Here is a 16,465-nt window from a genome sequence, read left to right as displayed (position 1 = left end):
CTGACACCAACTGTTTTGCGATCCCGTTCCGCCGATATCGCCCTGCTCACCGACCGCAGATATGCCGGATCCGACGCCCCGCCCGGCGACTGGTATGTCGCCAATATCCTGCGGGAGGACCAGCTGCTTCAGAATGCCCTTGCCCGGGCCGGATTTTCATCCGTCCGTCTGGACTGGGCTGATCCGGATGCCGACTGGTCCGGCTTCCGCTGTGCCGTTTTCCGCACCACATGGGATTATTACGAAAGGATTCCGGAATTTTCCGGCTGGCTGGATCGCATCGAACCGCAAACCCGTCTCTGCAATCCCGCTTCGCTGGTACGATGGAACATGGACAAGCATTATCTCGCTGATCTGGAGTCCCGGGGTGTCCCCGTCGTACCCTCGCTTTTTCTGGAAGCCGGCACGGCACCCGACCTCAGCCGGCTGCTGGAAAAGGCCGGATGGAGTGAGGCTGTTGTCAAACCGTGCATATCCGGTGGTGCGCGTCACACCTGGCGCGTTGACCGGGGCAACGCCCGCGAACTGTCTGCCGCCATCGAACCGCTCATGGCGCAGGAATCCTTCATGCTGCAACCCTTCATTGAGGATGTCCTTCATACGGGCGAAATCACTCTGATGGTAATTGGCGGCCGGTATACCCATGCGGTTCGAAAGGTGGCAAAACCCGGTGATTTCCGGGTACAGGATGATCACGGGGGCTCGGTTCATCACTGGAAGCCCACATCCGGACAGGTGGAAATCGCTGAACGCGCAATGGCGGCATGTCCGTCCCCGCCCGCCTATGGCCGGGTTGATCTGGTCCGCGATGAACGCGGACAGTGGCTGGTCATGGAGCTGGAGATCATCGAGCCCGAACTTTGGCTGCGTCATCATCCCGAAGCCGCTGAAGCGCTGGCCCGAGCGATTATCGGGGAGGTGGATTGATTGCCATGACAGCCTGTGGCAGTCAGAGTCTTGATTATTTTTATCATGGCCACTTATCCTGAACTTATGAATCCATTTTAACTGATGACTATCACTCTCCACTTATTTCGAAACGATCTGCGACTGCTCGACAATCCGGCACTCACGCATGCGGCACAAAATGGCAGCCACCTGATCCCTCTGTATGTATTGGATGAAAGGGTGACAGGTAAAACCCGGTTCGGCTTTCCGAAAACAGGCCCTCACCGGCAGCGATTTCTCCGTGAATCACTATCTCAGCTGGATAAGAGTTTGCAGGCAAACGGTTCCGGACTGCTTGTCGCAACCGGCCGGCCTCATGAGATCATCGCATCCTTGTGTGATGCCATGGATATTTCGCTGGTCACTTTTCAGGAGGAAATAGCACCGGAAGAAAAAGAGACGGAACGGGCTATAAGGGAAGTCCTTTCGGCCCGTGGTATTTCCCTCCGCACATTCCGGTCATTCACCCTGTTTCATCCGGATGACCTGCCCATGCCGGTCTCCGGGACGCCCGACGTCTTTACGCAGTTCCGCAAACGGGTGGAAAAATATTCTGAAATCAGGCCGGCGCTGCCTGCCCCTGAGTTTCCGCCGCTTCCACCCCTTCCGGAATCGTTGGAACATGCACCGGGAACCATCGGCACCGGAAAGGCTTCGCTGGATCATGCTTTGCCGCAAACGTATACAGAGCCGGATCCGCGAGCTGCCATCGTATTCCGGGGCGGAGAGGATCAGGCACTGGCACGACTTGATCATTATTTCTGGAAAACCGACGAGCTGCAGAAATACAAATTCAAGCGGAACGGACTGCTCGGGCCGGATTACAGCTCCAAATTCTCCGCCTGGCTGGCCAACGGCTGCCTGTCTCCCAGAACAATCCATGACCAGGTGAAATTGTACGAATCCGAACGGAAGAAAAACGTCTCGACGTACTGGCTCATTTTCGAACTCATCTGGCGCGACTATTTTCATTTCATCATGGAAAAGTACGGCGCCCGGCTTTTCCATCGCGACGGCCTGTCATCAGAGCCCGGCAGCTGGAGCACCGATCCGGAACGTTTTCAGAAGTGGCGGGACGGAGAAACCGGCATTCCGTTTATCGATGCCAATATGAGGGAACTTGCCGCGACGGGGTATATGTCCAACCGCGGACGGCAGAATGTGGCTTCCTATCTGAGCAAATATCTCGGCATTGACTGGCGGATGGGCGCGGAGTGGTTCGAATCCATGCTCATCGACTACGACGTTCATTCCAACTGGGGCAACTGGGCTTATGTAAGCGGAGTGGGCAATGATCCTCGGGACCGGTATTTTCATATCCTCAATCAGGCCCGCAAGTATGATCCCAAGGGAGACTACGTTCGTCACTGGCTGCCCGAACTGGCCGGCCTGCCGGAGGAGCACATCCACGAACCATGGAAAACAGTGCATCCCCCGGCAGCATATCCCGGACAGCTCATTGATTTCGAGCAGACCGTCAAACGGCTTTCCGGACCATGATCTACTTGGCCAGGATCATTTTTTGGGTCTGACGGAAGGAACCTGCCTCGAGGCGGTACAGGTATATACCGCTGGAAAGGGACGCGGCATCAAAGGTCACTTCATGTGTACCTGCCGAAAGATTCTCATCTACCAGCGTCGCCACCTCCCTTCCGATAGCATTATACACACGCAGTGTAGTCTGTGCCCGCTCAGGAAGCACAAATTGAATAGTTGTGGCCGGATTAAACGGGTTCGGATAGTTTTGGCGCAGTTCAAACCGGTCGGCCAGCTGAGGTTCCTCCTGTCCGGAGGTTAACACTCCCCGCTCGATTGTCACCGAAGCACCTGAACCGATGTGGAAGTAACTACCATCGGTAGCTAATGCACGGTGATAGACAACAGCTTCCGTTCCCGGTTCAACACCAAGATCATCCAGCAATCCGTCAACATCTGCAAACGTAAGATTGAGCTCTTCCTCTTCGCCAGCGTTTGCGGCAAAAACGACATTCTCAAAATCTTCATCCAGGGCCAGTTGCCATACATAAACCACGCGGTCGCCGTCCGGATCTTCAGAGCTGTTCCACTGTGGCACAAATGGCGTACCGGCATCGCCCTCGATTACTATTTCTGCGCCGTCGCCAGGAGCCGTTATAGCGGGATCATCCACCGGTGCACTGTTGGGATCCAGCAGTAATTGTCCGCGAATTTCCCCGGGCTGATTTTCTTCAGAATGGATATTGACATAGAGTTCACCCGCAGCCAGAGCAAGGATATCATGCTCTGTCAATTCGAAGGTATTGGCCGGCCCGGCAACGACTCCGTCCCGTGCATCTTCTGCGTCACCGGTATCAACATCAAAAGGAAAAGCAACGCTACCGTTCTCACCAGCACGACCATAGTGGATGTGCGCCCCCGGTGATTCATTAAAATTGCTACCAAGATCGGAAAAGGACCCGGAAACGGTGAGCCGGTTACCACGCAGTTCTGCTGCAATTCCGCCGAAGGCATCGGTAAACACAGGCTGAACCTCTGCCTCTCCGGTCAGATTGGCAGCAAAATAGTGCTGAGCAAACGGAAGCAGGCTTCCGCGGATTTCACCTCCCGGCCACTCGGCCGTGTGCACATTAAAATAGGTCTGGCGATTGACCAGCAGTGCCACATCCTCAGGCTCGAGCGTGAACGTGTTTTCATCAGGTTGGTAGAAACCGCTCCGGTCATCGTCTCCAACGCTTGCCGGATTGGCAACGAGGACGCCACCGGACTGCCCGGCATAACCGACATGGATGTGTGAACCGATTCCCGTGTCGTAATCGGATCCCAAATCACTGAAGGCGCCGGTCAGGACAATCTCACTTTCATCCGCATACCACTCAACAAGTACGGCACCACGGCCTTCGCTGGTGTTGCCGAACTTCTCGATACCGGATGAAAGCGGCGCATAGAAATAGATATCCGCTTCCGGAACTACCTGTCCGCGAATTTCTCCGGCAGGATACGCTTCGCTGTGAATATTAAGGTAATGCTGTCGTCCGGCCAGTCGTTCAGCAATATCGCTGTCCACATCCTCAAAAGTATTTTCCATGGGATGAAATACACCCGACAGTCCATCGTCAGAAGTTTGGGCGGTTAGTGAAAGTTCGACAGGTCCGTTTTCTCCCGCAAACCCGACATGAAGATGTGCGCCGGAACCGGTCTCGCCCACCTCCTCAATATATGGTTCACTGAGGCCTTCGAAAGCTCCGGACACCACCAGATCAGATCCGTCCCACTCCAGGAAAAGTCCGCCCTGGGCAAGGCTGACATTGGCAGGAACTTCATAACCGCCGGAAGCATAGGCCTGGAAGCCGGCCGGTCCGTCGGGCACCAGTTGTCCGCGCAGTTCGCCTGCAGGATTTCCTTCTGTATGGATATTGATATAGAGCCGGCGGTTTTCAAGCATGTTGAGCTGTTCGCCGGTCAGTGTGATGGTCTCATCGATATCTCCCGCAGTGTCACCGTCGCTGAGTTGTGGAGTAAGTACAACCTCTACGCCACCATTCTGTCCCGCAAATCCGGCATGAATATGTACACCGGTTTCGGCAATCGGTTCGACCGGACTTTCGAGTCCCTCAAAACTTCCCGAAAGGGTCAATTCGGCACCATCAAGCGATGCCGTTATATGGCCAGTGGCGGTGGTAAATACCGGCGGGACTTCATTGGCACCGGAAAGACGTGCACGATACTCGGTTATGGCCGGTTCCGGAAGATTCTGTACCTGAATTACCCCGCCCATGTTGGTATGAAACCCGCATTCGTAGTATATCTCATCGGGCAAATCTTCATCCACGGTAACGGTCACCACACCATCCTGGGCACGACTGTTTTCCACACCATTGGTGATTTCTCCGGCGTAATTATTGGCACCGCCTTGTTCCGTTGTAAAGAAAAAAGGATGGCCGGATGCATCAATTTCAAAGGTGTACGTCTGACCCCGGTAAAGTGTGAGTTCTTTGCCCTGCACACCATTTATTGTATAGACAACAGGGTGGGCATCGTCAAAGTTGGGATAGGATTCGTCCACAGACGCAGTGGAGACCCGGAAATCAGCATCTCCATTTTGCGCTGCTGCAAAATCTGGATTTAAAAATAACGCAAGAGCAAGAATCGATAGATAGCCGGTCAAAAACCGGAATTGTAAAAATTTGTACATGAGACTACCCGCTGGTTTTGATTTATATTTCAGCTCCGGATGCAAAGCCGGACTTGCAGTCCGCCCGGGTCCCGGAGTAACAAAGTCATTGTTAATGTCTGGAGCTGAACGAAGAAACACCTGATCCAGTTCCTTGATATTCATTAATTTACAACCGGAACGATATGTAATAAACAACTGTTCTGGATGGGTTATTTACGTGCTGCATATTAAACAATGCTGGCCAACCTTACCCGGAACTGAAATAGTAAACAGTAAACACGCTGCGGAAGAAATATGCCGTACCATCAACCCGAAACCTACTACGCGGAAGTGGCATCCTACTATGACGACGATGCCCGCGATTTTGAGCAGCGATACGAAGAAAATCCGGTACTTAAGAAAGTCCGGACCTCTTTTCGAAAGGAGGCCGATAAATATCCGTTCCGAAATGCACTGGAAATCGGCTGCGGCCCCGGTTTTGATGTGTGCTATTTTGCCGGCCGTAATCCCGGAAGTACAGTTTATGCCCTTGACGTATCGCCGGAAATGATCCGGCTCACGCAAGAAAATGCCCGGTCCCGGGGCCTGGAAAATATCCGTACCGGGACGGGTTCCGTTGAGGATGTACCCAGGCTGTTTCCGGATCAAAAGTTCGATCTGGTCTATGTTTTTTTCGGCGGACTCAACACCGTGTTTGATCTGGAAGCGGCTGCCCGTGAAATAGCCTCATTTTGTACGGATGATGCTGTCCTGGTACTGACTTTTGTCAATCGCTTCTATATCACCGAGATTCCGCTTTGGCTGGCCAAGGGAAGGTTCGACAAAGCCTTTGAACGCGTCTTCAAAAAATGGCGAGGCTATTCGGATCTGCGGAAGATTCCGAGTCGTGTCCTGTCTCATGGGGATATAAAAAGAGCTTTCGGACCCCATTTCAGTATCACTTCAAAACGCGGATACAGCATTTTCTATCCTGCATGGTACCGGTCACATCTGCTCCCCCGGCTTGGTAGCTTTTCTGAAAAATTATGGAAGCTTGACCGGCTGGTGTCCCGGACACCGCTCTGGAACATCGGCGAATACAGCCTTTATGTGATGAAGCCCCGTGCTTCTTCCTGAATGTACCCATCCGGCGCATTGCCGGACACCCTGTCATCCGGCATCACTTGTTTCAGCATTCCGGCGCTCCAGGCTCCGGACCACATCTTCCAAGGCAGCATCGACCGCAGGAAATTCAGGCTGCCATGTATTTACCGCATCCTGTGCGGATGCCAGCGAAAGTGAAAATGTAAGCGCCTCTGTAACAGTTTTGCCATATCGGCTTTTCAGCTGCCGCTTGTCATAATACCTCACCGGAATGCCGCAGATTCCGGAAAGCGTCTCACAAAACGTACGCTGCGAAATCGCCGGCATAGTTGTGATGTTGTACACTCCGGGCCCTGCGAAATCATCCTGCAAACCATCCTGCAGAACATCCCTGCCGGAACCCTTTGTCCACAGTATCTTCCTCCTTTCGGCTGCACTTTCTGATATCCGCACAATCAGGCCGGCACAATCCCTTATATGGACAACAGACATCACATTTTTACCGTCTCCAAAGCACGGAATTTCGTGCCGTTTCTGCATGGCGCGCCAGTAAAATTGCCGGAACCAGGAGTCCGGACCAAGTACCCAGGGAATCCGCATGATATATACAGGCAGGGTTCCCGCTCTGGACGCATCACGTACGGGATATTCCGCCTGAACATAGTATTTTTGAAATCCGGTGGGATTCAGCGGCGCGGATTCATACGTCTCAAGCTCACCCCGCGAACCGTAAACCAAAGTGCCTGAAACGAATACCAGTGAAGGCGGATCAGGAAACCCGCTCAGCCAGCTGACCAGCCGCCTGTTAGCCCTCCGGCCCTGCATGCCGGCCAGAATACGCCCGGGCAAGGTGCGTCCGGAAATTCGTCCGCTGTGAATAATCACTTCAGGCAGATCATCCTCCAGCCGGGTCCAGTCAAAAGTTCGCAAATCGCCTTTCACGCTTCGGACCCCATCCCCCCGAACCGGATTGCGATGATGCAACGCTGTGACCCGGCATCTCCGGGCTGTCAGTATGCGCACTATCCGGGAGCCGATGAATCCGCTCGCGCCGATCACCATTATATGTGGTGACCGGTTGCTGACGCTGATTGTATCTTCCGATGAAGCCATTGCAGATAGCGGTTACCAGCTGCCGGATACTTTCCGGACGTTTTCCCGGTTGGAGGACCGGATTCGGCTTAATGTGTTCTGCAAAATGTGATCGTATATCCGGTAAACCCATGGACGATGATCGTTGCTATGCAATTTGATACGGAATGCATCCCACATCAGTCCTCCGCTGCGGTTCTTCCTGCCGTTCATTTCCCATTTTTTTGCAAACAGGCGCATGACAGCAAGATTGGCGGCAAATACGAGCCCGGAGATCAATGATTTTGTGCCAGCGGATTTATTCTCTGATTCATGCGTATTTTCCGCGGTATTGTATGTGACCGGTGCATTCGGGAAAAATTGTCTAATCCACGGATTGCACTGCCGGATATGCCTTGTTCCCGGTTTGCGGAAAACCTGCTTCAAAAACAAAAGCTGAAATGCCGTGTAATAATCCCGCTGCCAAAAGATCTCCTGGGCGTGCTCATCAACCAGATAATTGCTGCAGCAGCTGTCTTTGCGAAGCATCATCATACTCAACAGCCGGATGATCAGGTAGGAAATCCATACCGAATTTTTCCGGGTGACTATAAACAGGTCAAGATCAGGTTTGTCGTAAAGGCTGGTCTGATGGGCGGTGCCGCCGGAGTAGTAAACCGCCCTGATCAGCGGCACACGTCCAAGCAGCCGGAGGAGCAGCTGATGCCTGCGCCGGACCAGGGAGTGGACTTTCTGCCCGTCCAATTTTCTTATGTTGGAAACCGCGTCGGGTTGCAGAATGTGGAATTGACCCCGGCGCATTGAGACAAGTCCGGGATACTGTTTTGCCAGGCGGGCGGCCTCATTACGCACTTCCCGCTCTGCGGTGACCGGCAGCGGAAAAGCCAGATACATTTTGGAAACGGAAAGCGGCTCACCAAACACGGCAGCATAGGATGCCGTGGCCAGGACTGCGGTTGTTTTGTTCGGGCGTCCTGCACCAAAACCGGGAAATAACGGGGCGTTTTCGGATGTAAGGCGGTTGGTAATTTTCTCCAGGCTTTCCATGTACTTTTTGCGGGAAAATCTCTCCCACATTTCAGCGGCATGCTCCCGGGCTTTGTCAAAATCATATTCGGCAAGCGCCCGCATTTGCCCGGCAATCTGCGCTGTGTCGTCAGGATCGGTCACAAGTGACCGGCCGCCGCTGACCTCCTGCATCGCGGCATCATGTGAAATCAGGCAAGGAGTACCGCAGGAAAGTGCCTCTGCGTGAGGCAGGCCAAATCCTTCAATATGGCTCAGATTAATAAATCCGAATGCCTCCGACAGGCGACGCTTCACCTCGTCATCAGAAAGATACCCTGTCCAGGTGACGCGGTCTGATGCATCTGCGAGATGCCGGAACGCGCGCGCCCAGGATCCGCCGGCATGCAGCTTGCCTACCAGCTCAAGGCAATATTGGGTCAGGCCGCTGCGGTTGAACGCCTCGATGAGCGTCAGGATATTTTTCTTGGGCTCCATGTTGCCCAGATAAAGCAGCGTCTTTGAGCGCTGCTCGTGCGGTACAATGGGTTTTGATTCCAGCCAGCAAGGCGGGTGAACAAGAATACGGTCGTACGGAACACCAAGGTGCCGGTTAATCTGCCGGGCCGAAGCCTCACTCACTGTCAGGAATAAACTGGCTTTATCAACGCTGTGCCGTATTCGCCGCCGGTACCACTGCCGCATTTTGAATGAATAATAATGCGGATGGGAGAGAAAGGAGAGATCATGCACCGTAACTGCGGATGGAATTTCCCAGAATAAAGGCATGAAATAGTTTGGAAATATCGCCAGATCGGCTGGAATACGGTCACGGTTACCGATTAGCTGGTGATTCAGCACACGGTGCGGTGAGCAGTGTTTGTTTAGCAGCGTTGTTTTTTCCGGAAGAGACAGAAACTTTCCGGTTTCCGGACCCACAGCCGCATATACATGCTCTGCACCAGACACATGCGGAAGTGATTGCAGCAGGTTGCGCGTATACGCACCAGTGCCACTTTGTACGGGCGATATGGTTGTGGCGTCGAGGAAAATCCGCATGGCGAGACTGTTATGAATAAAAGTGACGAACATAACTTCTTTTGATATCATTCAGTCAGTCAGATCTACATATACATTTATAAATAATTGTTTAGATGTAACATCACATCATGTTTTCCCGGAAAAACCGGCCTGTTACGCACATCTTCTTTTTATATGTCGCATTTGCTTATTAAAATGGAATCGTCTGGAAGTACCGGTGAGACCCGGGCGCACCCATGCGAACCAGAGACGGTCACGGTATTATCTGTCATTACATCTCTCATTTTGAATCGAAATTATTAAAACATATGCGTGCACTTCTTGTGGATACATCCGGCGACCGCCCCGTCATGGTTCCGGGCGAGCACCCCGATCCGGTCCCCGGTGAACAGGAGCTGCTGATCGATGTGAAAGCAGCCGCGGTGAATCGCCTCGATCTTGCTCAAAAAGCTGGAAAGTACCCCCCGCCCGAGGGCGCCTCTCCACTGCTCGGACTTGAGATGTCCGGCGTGGTAGAGCAAACCGGCCGGGGTGTGACACGGTACAGCCCCGGTGACTGTGTTTTCGGCCTGCTTTCCGGCGGCGGATATGCCTCACGCTGCGTGATCCACGAAGAGATGGCCATGCCCGTGCCGGAAACAATGACGTTCAAAGAGGCTGCTGCCATACCTGAGGCTTTTCTGACGGCCTGGCAGGCGCTGTCATGGCTGGTTAATGCCGCTGATGGAGAACGTGTACTCATCCATGCCGGAGCCAGCGGTGTGGGCACGGCAGCAATCCTGTTGGCTAAACTCCGGCTGAAATGCAATGTAGCGGTAACCGCCGGTTCCGCAGAAAAGGTGGATTTGTGCCGGGAACTGGGCGCTGACATGGCCGTGAACTACCGTGAGCAGGATTTCAGGGAGGTCATTTCCGGAAAATGGGGTCCGGCCTGCCTCAACCTGATCATCGACCCCGTTGGCGCGCCATACTGGGAGCGGAATATTGATTTGCTGGATATGGACGGACGACTGGTTTATCTGGCGTTTATGGGAGGCAGCCGGGTGAACGAGGTCCGTCTGAGCAGCCTGTTACGCAAACGACTGACCGTTCGCGGTTCCACATTACGCAACCGTCCGCCGGACTATAAAATCGCCCTGACACAGGATTTCCGGGAAAAAAACCGGGAGTTGATTGCACAGGGACGGCTCAAACCGGTCATCGACAAGGTTTACGACTGGACCGAAGCCGAAAAAGCCCATCAGCGAATGGAACAGAATCTCAATGCCGGCAAACTGGTCCTCACCGGGTTCTGAATGATGCGGGCGGCAACCGGCCGCCCTGCGGAGGTTCACCCACCTTGGCCGGTGCTTCCGGCTCACCACCCCCACCGGAAGCACATCCTGCCTTATGTTATTTTTTTGTAATAACTTGTAAATATGTGTAAAGTTTTGCTATAATTATGGCGCAGAAAGACCCGGATCAGGGTCGCCAACGAACATAACGATTCTCAAAACCTGCTAATGCGATGAATTCCAATCAACCCGGGAAGGTGTGCTTGCCTGCCCCTTCCCCGATCTGCCGGATCCTTTTCCGGTGTATTATGCCGTTGCTGACTGTGCTGATCATCCATCCCGGCTTTCCGGCACTTCAGGCACAAGCCGCTGCAGCGGATTACAGTACGTCCTCCGGAGGTATCTCATCATACATGGGGGTTGAAGTAGCTCCGCATTTTTTCTTCGGAGGTACACCGAGAGACTTTCATGACCTGAACGGCACCGGTGTATTCACCATCAGCACTTTCCCGCCCTCGCTCTGGATCAGTAATGGTTTCGAGGGAGGCACCTTTGAAATTCCGTTACCTGAGGTGACAAACCTCTACCTGAATCAGCGCCAGTCGGCAGTATCGGGCGACCGTATTTATTTCGGCACCCAGGTTGATGGCGGATGGCAGGTATGGTCCAGCGACGGCACCCTGGAGGGAACCCGTTCCGAAGCTGTCGGCAGTGAAGATAATTTTATGACCATCCGTGAAATGATTCCGTATGGGGATGGCGTCGCGTTCGTTGCATTCTCACCGGACGAATCGCTGGACCGGGTCTATCTGATCAACAGCAATACCAACGGCGCCATGAAAGTCACCGGGGTTGAACGGGTCTTTAACGGCGGAGTGCCGCCGAAGATCGTGGTTCATAATGATTCACTCTATACAGTAGAGTCTTCCGGAGCTTCGCGGTATTTAACCACCGTTACCGAAACCGGGCAAGCCAGCCGGTCCTGGCAGATGCCGGTCAACGGCACGGCCAACCGCTCCATCTACAGCCTGACACCCGCGGGTGAGCATATTTTTATGATTGGCAATGACGGAGAAGGCTTTGCCCTTTGGGCTTACAAAAACGGATCAGCCAATCGCATGTTCAGTCCGGATCCGGAAGATCAGCAGCACAGAAACGTCTACAATCTCACGGCCGTCCGTGACCGGGTATACTTCTTTTCCCAGCCCTGGAATAGCGACACCAATGATTTTCACTTCGGATCCGGACTCTACTATTCGGCTGGAAATGGAACCACAAGGCTCTTAAGTGAAGATCTGGGCCTTACCGGCGCGCAGGATGCACTCAATCTGGGCATGACGGCAGCGGGTGATTATCTGATATTCACGACCCCCTTTTCAGCTGATCCGGGCAGAATCTGGTGGCGGGCAGGCACTACATCAGCAAGCGTGCAGCCCCTGTTGGTCGATGGCAATCATATTGGTATCTCTACATCGATCCGGGGCAGCTATGCCTCCGTTGACAATGCCGCATGGATAACGAACGGCAATAACATCTTCTATACAGACGGTACCAGTGAAGGAACCATTATGATGGAACCCGAAGAGCTATTTATCGCACGCGACTTGGGTATTGTTGACGGGAAGCCCTGGTTTTCCGCAAGAGCGTCCATGTTAGCACGAAGTACCCTCTGGCGAATCGGAGAGGAAATCATACCGGCTCCGCAGGCAAGCCTCTCCAGCCCGTTCAGCAACGCGTCAGGAGTTTCCCTTACACCAACATTGAGCTGGAATGAGGCGGAGGGGTTCGTGGAGTTCCGCGTGCAGGTATCCACCTCTCCTTTCCTGAACCCCGTATTTGTGGATACCCTGGTCGGTGGGACCGAATTTCAAATCCCTGAGGAACTTGCTGCCGGAACAACCTATTACTGGCGGGTGCGTGTCGAAGATCCCCGGGGCATCGGGGAATGGAGCCAGCAGCGCAGCTTTACCACAAAAATTCCCCTGGAGCCGCCCGGTCCGGTGACACTTCTGTTACCGGAGAATGAGTCCGGAAACCTGTCCCGCATGCCGGCACTGACATGGACGCCCTCGGCCGACGCGGATTCTTACATCCTTCACCTTGCTTCCGACTCCCTCTTTTCTGAACTCGTGGTTGACAGTCTTGTTGCCGACACCTCTTTTACGATCAGCCCTGATGCTCCGCTGGAGTACAACAGCGCTTACTGGTGGCGTGTTCAGGCTTCAAATGGTGACGGAGCTTCAGACTGGAGTGACGTCTGGCGGTTTGCCACCCGCGTTCCGACTGGGACAGAAATTCTCACCGGGATTCCCGCCGTACTGGAACTGGATCAGAACTATCCCAACCCGTTCAATCCGTCAACAACGATCCGCTTTGCCCTGCCGGTGGACTCTCATGTCGAAATGAGTGTGTTTGACATGCTTGGACGCAGAGTTACGGTTCTGGTCAGCGGGCAGATGTCAGCCGGACGACACCAGGTTCACTTTGACGCATCGCAGCTGTCCTCCGGCCTTTACATCTATCGTCTGCAGACCGAAAACAGCGTTCTGAGCGGCACCATGACCCTGGTGAAATAGGAAAGCTGCTTCTTTCACCCGGCACAGCATTTTCTGCTGGCCCTGACAGATCAGCCGGCTTTGCATCAACTGCATGATCTTAAGATGCAGCCGGCTCTGTCAGGTACTGACGTTCCTTTCGTCGTATCCATCGCCGTACGCCAAACGCCGCACACCGCTCAGCGCACCCGGAATCCCCTGTCGACGCCGAAATAGTCGTACCGCGTGTTGAACAGCAGGAATGCGACGGCGATGGTGTAAATCAGAATATTGGCGACGGTCCCGAAGTTTTGCTGCAAAAGCATGCCGAATGTCAGAGTCGCCAGAAGGATTCCCATGGTGAGCAGCGCCCAGCGTGTTTTCCACCCGGCAATAAGCAGAACACCGATCACCGCCTCCGCGAAGACGATCACAAATGCGTACACGTGGACGAACGGTGCGGGGAGGATGGTATCCGCAAAGTTGCCGGCCATGCCCGAGGCAAACTCGTTCAATTCGGGGATGCGGACCATGCTGCGTCCGAGCATATTGATGCCCAGGATTATTCTGAGGATGGCAAACCCCATCCGGCGGTCTCTGAGGGTGGTCGAATCGATTTGTGCGGTATCCATGTGTGGTGCTGTTCTTGTTTGGCTGGGATTCCGTTATTAGCTGCAACTCCTGACGCGAACGTGTTCAGGTATACAACCACCGTTGGCCGTTATTTGTTTCAGATTGCATGGATTTTCGTCAACCAGGTGAAGAACAGAATAACCCCTTTCCCCGGTTATCACGGCTCAGGACACAGGTGTCTTCAGGTACATCCATAATAGAATTTTCCTACCCGCTGAAAGCCCGGTAAAAGGCCTCCCCGATATTTGTACCTAAAGTAAAAATAATAACTCCCATCACGAAAATGGCAAGCACACAAATTGCGGTCCTTTCAAGACGGTTCAGGCTCTTCCATTTCTTTGAAAATTTTTCTGACAGCGTCATTTCATCTGAGTCCATAATACTTCGGTTCATGAATTTTTAATCAATGTTTGCTGAATTACAGCATCTGCATTTTACAGACCGGTTTATCCGGTCGACCTGCGTGCTCTCTTCGACCCGTTTTTTCTTTGGAAATGGCAAAGACCGGGGACGTGCATACGACATCATCACCCTGGCCCCTCCTGCTCCCGGCAATCGGTTTTGTCTTGCAGATACATCCTCCCCCGTTGCCTGTAAACTGCCCGGTCAGGAACATTATTCCTTGTGTTATCCGGCATCAACACAGTTGATTTTGCAAGACTAAACATAAAGTACCTGAAAGTGTGTTTTCATACAAGCCTCACAGCTGATCAGTCTGATCCAAACCATACTGGTATTGCACTTCAACACCAGTGTTCGCAGCGCGTTACTTGTCTTGACTTGTCACAAAAACATTTCATTATCCGGCTGTTTTTGATATTATTACGTCTATGAAAAAACTAAAGATATGGGAGGATGGGCACGTCGATGTGACGGAAACCAGGCGGATTCAAAGGGTTTCGGTCCGGAGTATCGCGCATTCTGTAATGCAGTTTTTCAACCTGGAGCGGGGATTGCTGCTTACGATACGCGACCTGGCACTCAGACCGGGCACCACAATCATCAGGTTTCTGGACGCAGACCGGTTTACCTACACCAATCCTTTTAAATATTACCTGATCTCTGTCAGTATTTACCTGTTTCTCTATTACCGGGTCTTTGACAGGGAGTCCGCAACCGATCAACCCGCTCCTGCAATTGATGATCCGGTAATACAAATATTCATCTCCTACATGAATATCTGGCTTGTGATCTTTGCTTTCTTCGTGTCACTGTTCAGCTACCTGCTGTTCAGAAAGAAAACGGGATTCAACCTCGCTGAAAACCTGGTTCTGAACATCGCCATCACCGCACAAATAGTCCTGCTGACCATCATCTTTATGCTGATTGGACTATTCAATTCTGCGGTAATTAATATCATTTCATCAAGCTTGCTTTACGCCGTGACCATTTTCTATACGTTATTCAGCTACAAGCAATTTTTTGGCCAGACATGGATCAAGACCGTCTTCAAGACTGTGGCTTCCGTATTTCTGGCTACCCTGCTCATCCTGTTCCTGGTCTTATTCGCAGGCATAATTCACGGATTCGTGGGGGCTTACACGAGCCAGGCAGCTGCGGGCTGATTCCCCGCAACGAGCAGAACACCGGTCTCCAACGTATGAATCAGTCAAATTTTGGCACACCCGGAGGGGTGTGTCCCGCCGGAAATTCACGGTGGGGCGCGCAGGAAATCAGCCTGTTAAACAGATCGGTTTGCGTGATGTAATGTATTTCGTGCGGCCACATATCCATACCGGTAATTTTTTCTTTTTCAATTTCAACAAGTCCGAAAAGATCCATAAACCGCTCAAATGTCCGGATGTAATAGCAGCGAAGCGCGGAATTCCAGGGGTTTTCCTGTAATTCTTTATATGCATCCTCGCCCTGGTACAGATCCGGAAAGGCTCTGTAGTACTTTTGTGCGTAGAAAATATCCCGCCGCCTTTTTCCACCATAGCGCTTGAGCAGAATCAGGGAAAATGCAAAACCGAGCTGACCGGCCTGCTCTGACTCATACCCGTCATAGTAAGCCCAGTTGAATTTCAAACCGAACGTCAGCAAAATGTGTCGCAACAGTTTGTCATTGTTTTCCAGCAGCTTTTCACCCTTTTTTGTCAGACTGAGCTTGTTTTTGCGTTTCTTCGTAATACCGGACATCTCGCAAAGTTTGGCGGACAAGTCTATCGTGTGTGAATCGGTCTGTTTATAGAGTTTGACAATGCCCGACTCAATTGTTTCTTCTTTGTAAAAACCCTGACCATACATGTCGGCAACGACCTTTACCGGCAGAAAGCCTTTAGCCGTGAGCTTCAATTCACCAGACTTTTTAAGCTGGTCTCCAAGATACCTGATCTGGTTCAACAATGGGATTGAGCGGTAGTCGTCTTCCCTAAGGACATTGATTTGCAACGGGCTGTCCGGACCGAAAGGGTCGTGAAGCATGTGCTGCATTTCGTTTGGAGAATATCCTTCGAACTCAGGAATCGGTCGGTTATTCTGCCTGTCCATGTATTGGCGTGCAAATTGCTGCAGATCGTTTTCCAAGACGGTTTGTTTGTTTGATTTATAATTCGCAATTGTACTATAAAAAGAAGTGTACCGATATTGGTGTTTTTTTCAAAAACAAGAATGGGAAATATTTACCTTGAACCCGAAACCGCACATCATTCCGGAAAAAGGGCCGGAAGTCGCTAATTTTGGGGATCAATCCGAAATTATTT

At 52.4% G+C, this 16,465-nt stretch carries 12 protein-coding genes; 6 read left to right on the top strand and 6 right to left on the bottom strand.

All coding sequences use genetic code 11. The annotated features are described in order from the left end of the window. Positions 1-15 precede the first annotated feature (15 nt). Both NATSA_RS12655 and NATSA_RS12650 read left to right on the top strand, forming a co-directional pair. Positions 16-927: an ATP-grasp domain-containing protein gene (locus tag NATSA_RS12655; RefSeq protein ID WP_210512969.1), complete on the top strand. Its 912-nt coding sequence runs from the start codon at positions 16-18 to the stop codon at positions 925-927. An 84-nt stretch (positions 928-1,011) separates the two neighbouring features. Next, entirely contained in the window at positions 1,012-2,448 is a 1,437-nt protein-coding gene (locus NATSA_RS12650) for a DASH family cryptochrome (RefSeq protein ID WP_210512968.1), read from the top strand. Between the two features lies 1 nt (position 2,449). On the opposite strand, the gene NATSA_RS12645 is transcribed toward NATSA_RS12650, so the two are convergent. Then, positions 2,450-5,119 carry a CHRD domain-containing protein gene (locus NATSA_RS12645; protein WP_210512967.1) on the bottom strand — a complete coding sequence of 890 codons (2,670 nt, stop codon included), beginning with the start codon at positions 5,117-5,119 and terminating at the stop codon, positions 2,450-2,452. A gap of 276 nt (positions 5,120-5,395) precedes the next feature. Between NATSA_RS12645 and NATSA_RS12640 the strand changes: the two genes are divergently transcribed. Continuing rightward, entirely contained in the window at positions 5,396-6,217 is an 822-nt protein-coding gene (locus NATSA_RS12640; RefSeq protein WP_210512966.1) for a class I SAM-dependent methyltransferase, read from the top strand. A gap of 33 nt (positions 6,218-6,250) precedes the next feature. Here the strand turns inward: NATSA_RS12640 and NATSA_RS12635 are convergent, their stop codons facing one another. After that, the gene (locus NATSA_RS12635; protein ID WP_210512965.1) at positions 6,251-7,297 is read right to left on the bottom strand and encodes an NAD-dependent epimerase/dehydratase family protein; all 1,047 of its coding nucleotides are present in this window, start codon (positions 7,295-7,297) and stop codon (positions 6,251-6,253) included. Positions 7,298-7,309: 12 nt separating this feature from the next. Beyond that, positions 7,310-9,391 (bottom strand): glycosyltransferase family 4 protein, encoded by a 2,082-nt coding sequence (locus NATSA_RS12630; RefSeq protein ID WP_210512964.1) that lies wholly within the window; start codon positions 9,389-9,391, stop codon positions 7,310-7,312. 239 nt (positions 9,392-9,630) lie between these two features. Between NATSA_RS12630 and NATSA_RS12625 the strand changes: the two genes are divergently transcribed. Further along, positions 9,631-10,617 (top strand): NAD(P)H-quinone oxidoreductase, encoded by a 987-nt coding sequence (locus NATSA_RS12625; RefSeq protein ID WP_210512963.1) that lies wholly within the window; start codon positions 9,631-9,633, stop codon positions 10,615-10,617. A 287-nt stretch (positions 10,618-10,904) separates the two neighbouring features. Then, on the top strand, positions 10,905-13,172 hold the full coding sequence (locus NATSA_RS12620) for a T9SS type A sorting domain-containing protein (RefSeq protein ID WP_210512962.1): 2,268 nt from the start codon (positions 10,905-10,907) through the stop codon (positions 13,170-13,172). A gap of 158 nt (positions 13,173-13,330) precedes the next feature. Here NATSA_RS12620 and NATSA_RS12615 read toward each other — a convergent pair whose 3' ends face one another. Next, the gene (locus NATSA_RS12615; RefSeq protein WP_210512961.1) at positions 13,331-13,762 is read right to left on the bottom strand and encodes a MauE/DoxX family redox-associated membrane protein; all 432 of its coding nucleotides are present in this window, start codon (positions 13,760-13,762) and stop codon (positions 13,331-13,333) included. A 208-nt stretch (positions 13,763-13,970) separates the two neighbouring features. Beyond that, complete coding sequence (locus tag NATSA_RS12610) at positions 13,971-14,156, bottom strand: hypothetical protein (protein ID WP_210512960.1); 186 nt, start codon at positions 14,154-14,156, stop codon at positions 13,971-13,973. Between the two features lie 437 nt (positions 14,157-14,593). On the opposite strand from NATSA_RS12610, the gene NATSA_RS12605 reads away from it, so the two are divergent. Beyond that, positions 14,594-15,328, top strand: a complete 735-nt coding sequence (locus NATSA_RS12605) for a DUF3667 domain-containing protein (protein WP_210512959.1) — start codon at positions 14,594-14,596, stop codon at positions 15,326-15,328. A 40-nt stretch (positions 15,329-15,368) separates the two neighbouring features. Here the strand turns inward: NATSA_RS12605 and NATSA_RS12600 are convergent, their stop codons facing one another. Further along, the gene (locus tag NATSA_RS12600) at positions 15,369-16,289 is read right to left on the bottom strand and encodes a hypothetical protein (protein WP_210512958.1); all 921 of its coding nucleotides are present in this window, start codon (positions 16,287-16,289) and stop codon (positions 15,369-15,371) included. Between the last annotated feature and the right edge of the window lie 176 nt (positions 16,290-16,465).

Source organism: Natronogracilivirga saccharolytica, from assembly GCF_017921895.1.
GTDB lineage: Bacteria > Bacteroidota > Rhodothermia > Balneolales > Natronogracilivirgulaceae > Natronogracilivirga > Natronogracilivirga saccharolytica.
This window is presented reverse-complemented; position numbering and strand designations above follow the sequence as displayed.

Bases quoted from the DNA above. Each gene is read 5' to 3' on its own strand.
- NATSA_RS12650 (WP_210512968.1), top strand. From the start codon at position 1,012: ATGACTATCACTCTCCACTTATTTCGAAACGATCTGCGACTGCTCGAC.
- NATSA_RS12645 (WP_210512967.1), bottom strand. From the start codon at position 5,119: ATGTACAAATTTTTACAATTCCGGTTTTTGACCGGCTATCTATCGATT.
- NATSA_RS12640 (WP_210512966.1), top strand. From the start codon at position 5,396: ATGCCGTACCATCAACCCGAAACCTACTACGCGGAAGTGGCATCCTAC.
- NATSA_RS12635 (WP_210512965.1), bottom strand. From the start codon at position 7,297: ATGGCTTCATCGGAAGATACAATCAGCGTCAGCAACCGGTCACCACAT.
- NATSA_RS12630 (WP_210512964.1), bottom strand. From the start codon at position 9,391: ATGATATCAAAAGAAGTTATGTTCGTCACTTTTATTCATAACAGTCTC.
- NATSA_RS12625 (WP_210512963.1), top strand. From the start codon at position 9,631: ATGCGTGCACTTCTTGTGGATACATCCGGCGACCGCCCCGTCATGGTT.
- NATSA_RS12620 (WP_210512962.1), top strand. From the start codon at position 10,905: ATGCCGTTGCTGACTGTGCTGATCATCCATCCCGGCTTTCCGGCACTT.
- NATSA_RS12615 (WP_210512961.1), bottom strand. From the start codon at position 13,762: ATGGATACCGCACAAATCGATTCGACCACCCTCAGAGACCGCCGGATG.
- NATSA_RS12610 (WP_210512960.1), bottom strand. From the start codon at position 14,156: ATGAACCGAAGTATTATGGACTCAGATGAAATGACGCTGTCAGAAAAA.
- NATSA_RS12605 (WP_210512959.1), top strand. From the start codon at position 14,594: ATGAAAAAACTAAAGATATGGGAGGATGGGCACGTCGATGTGACGGAA.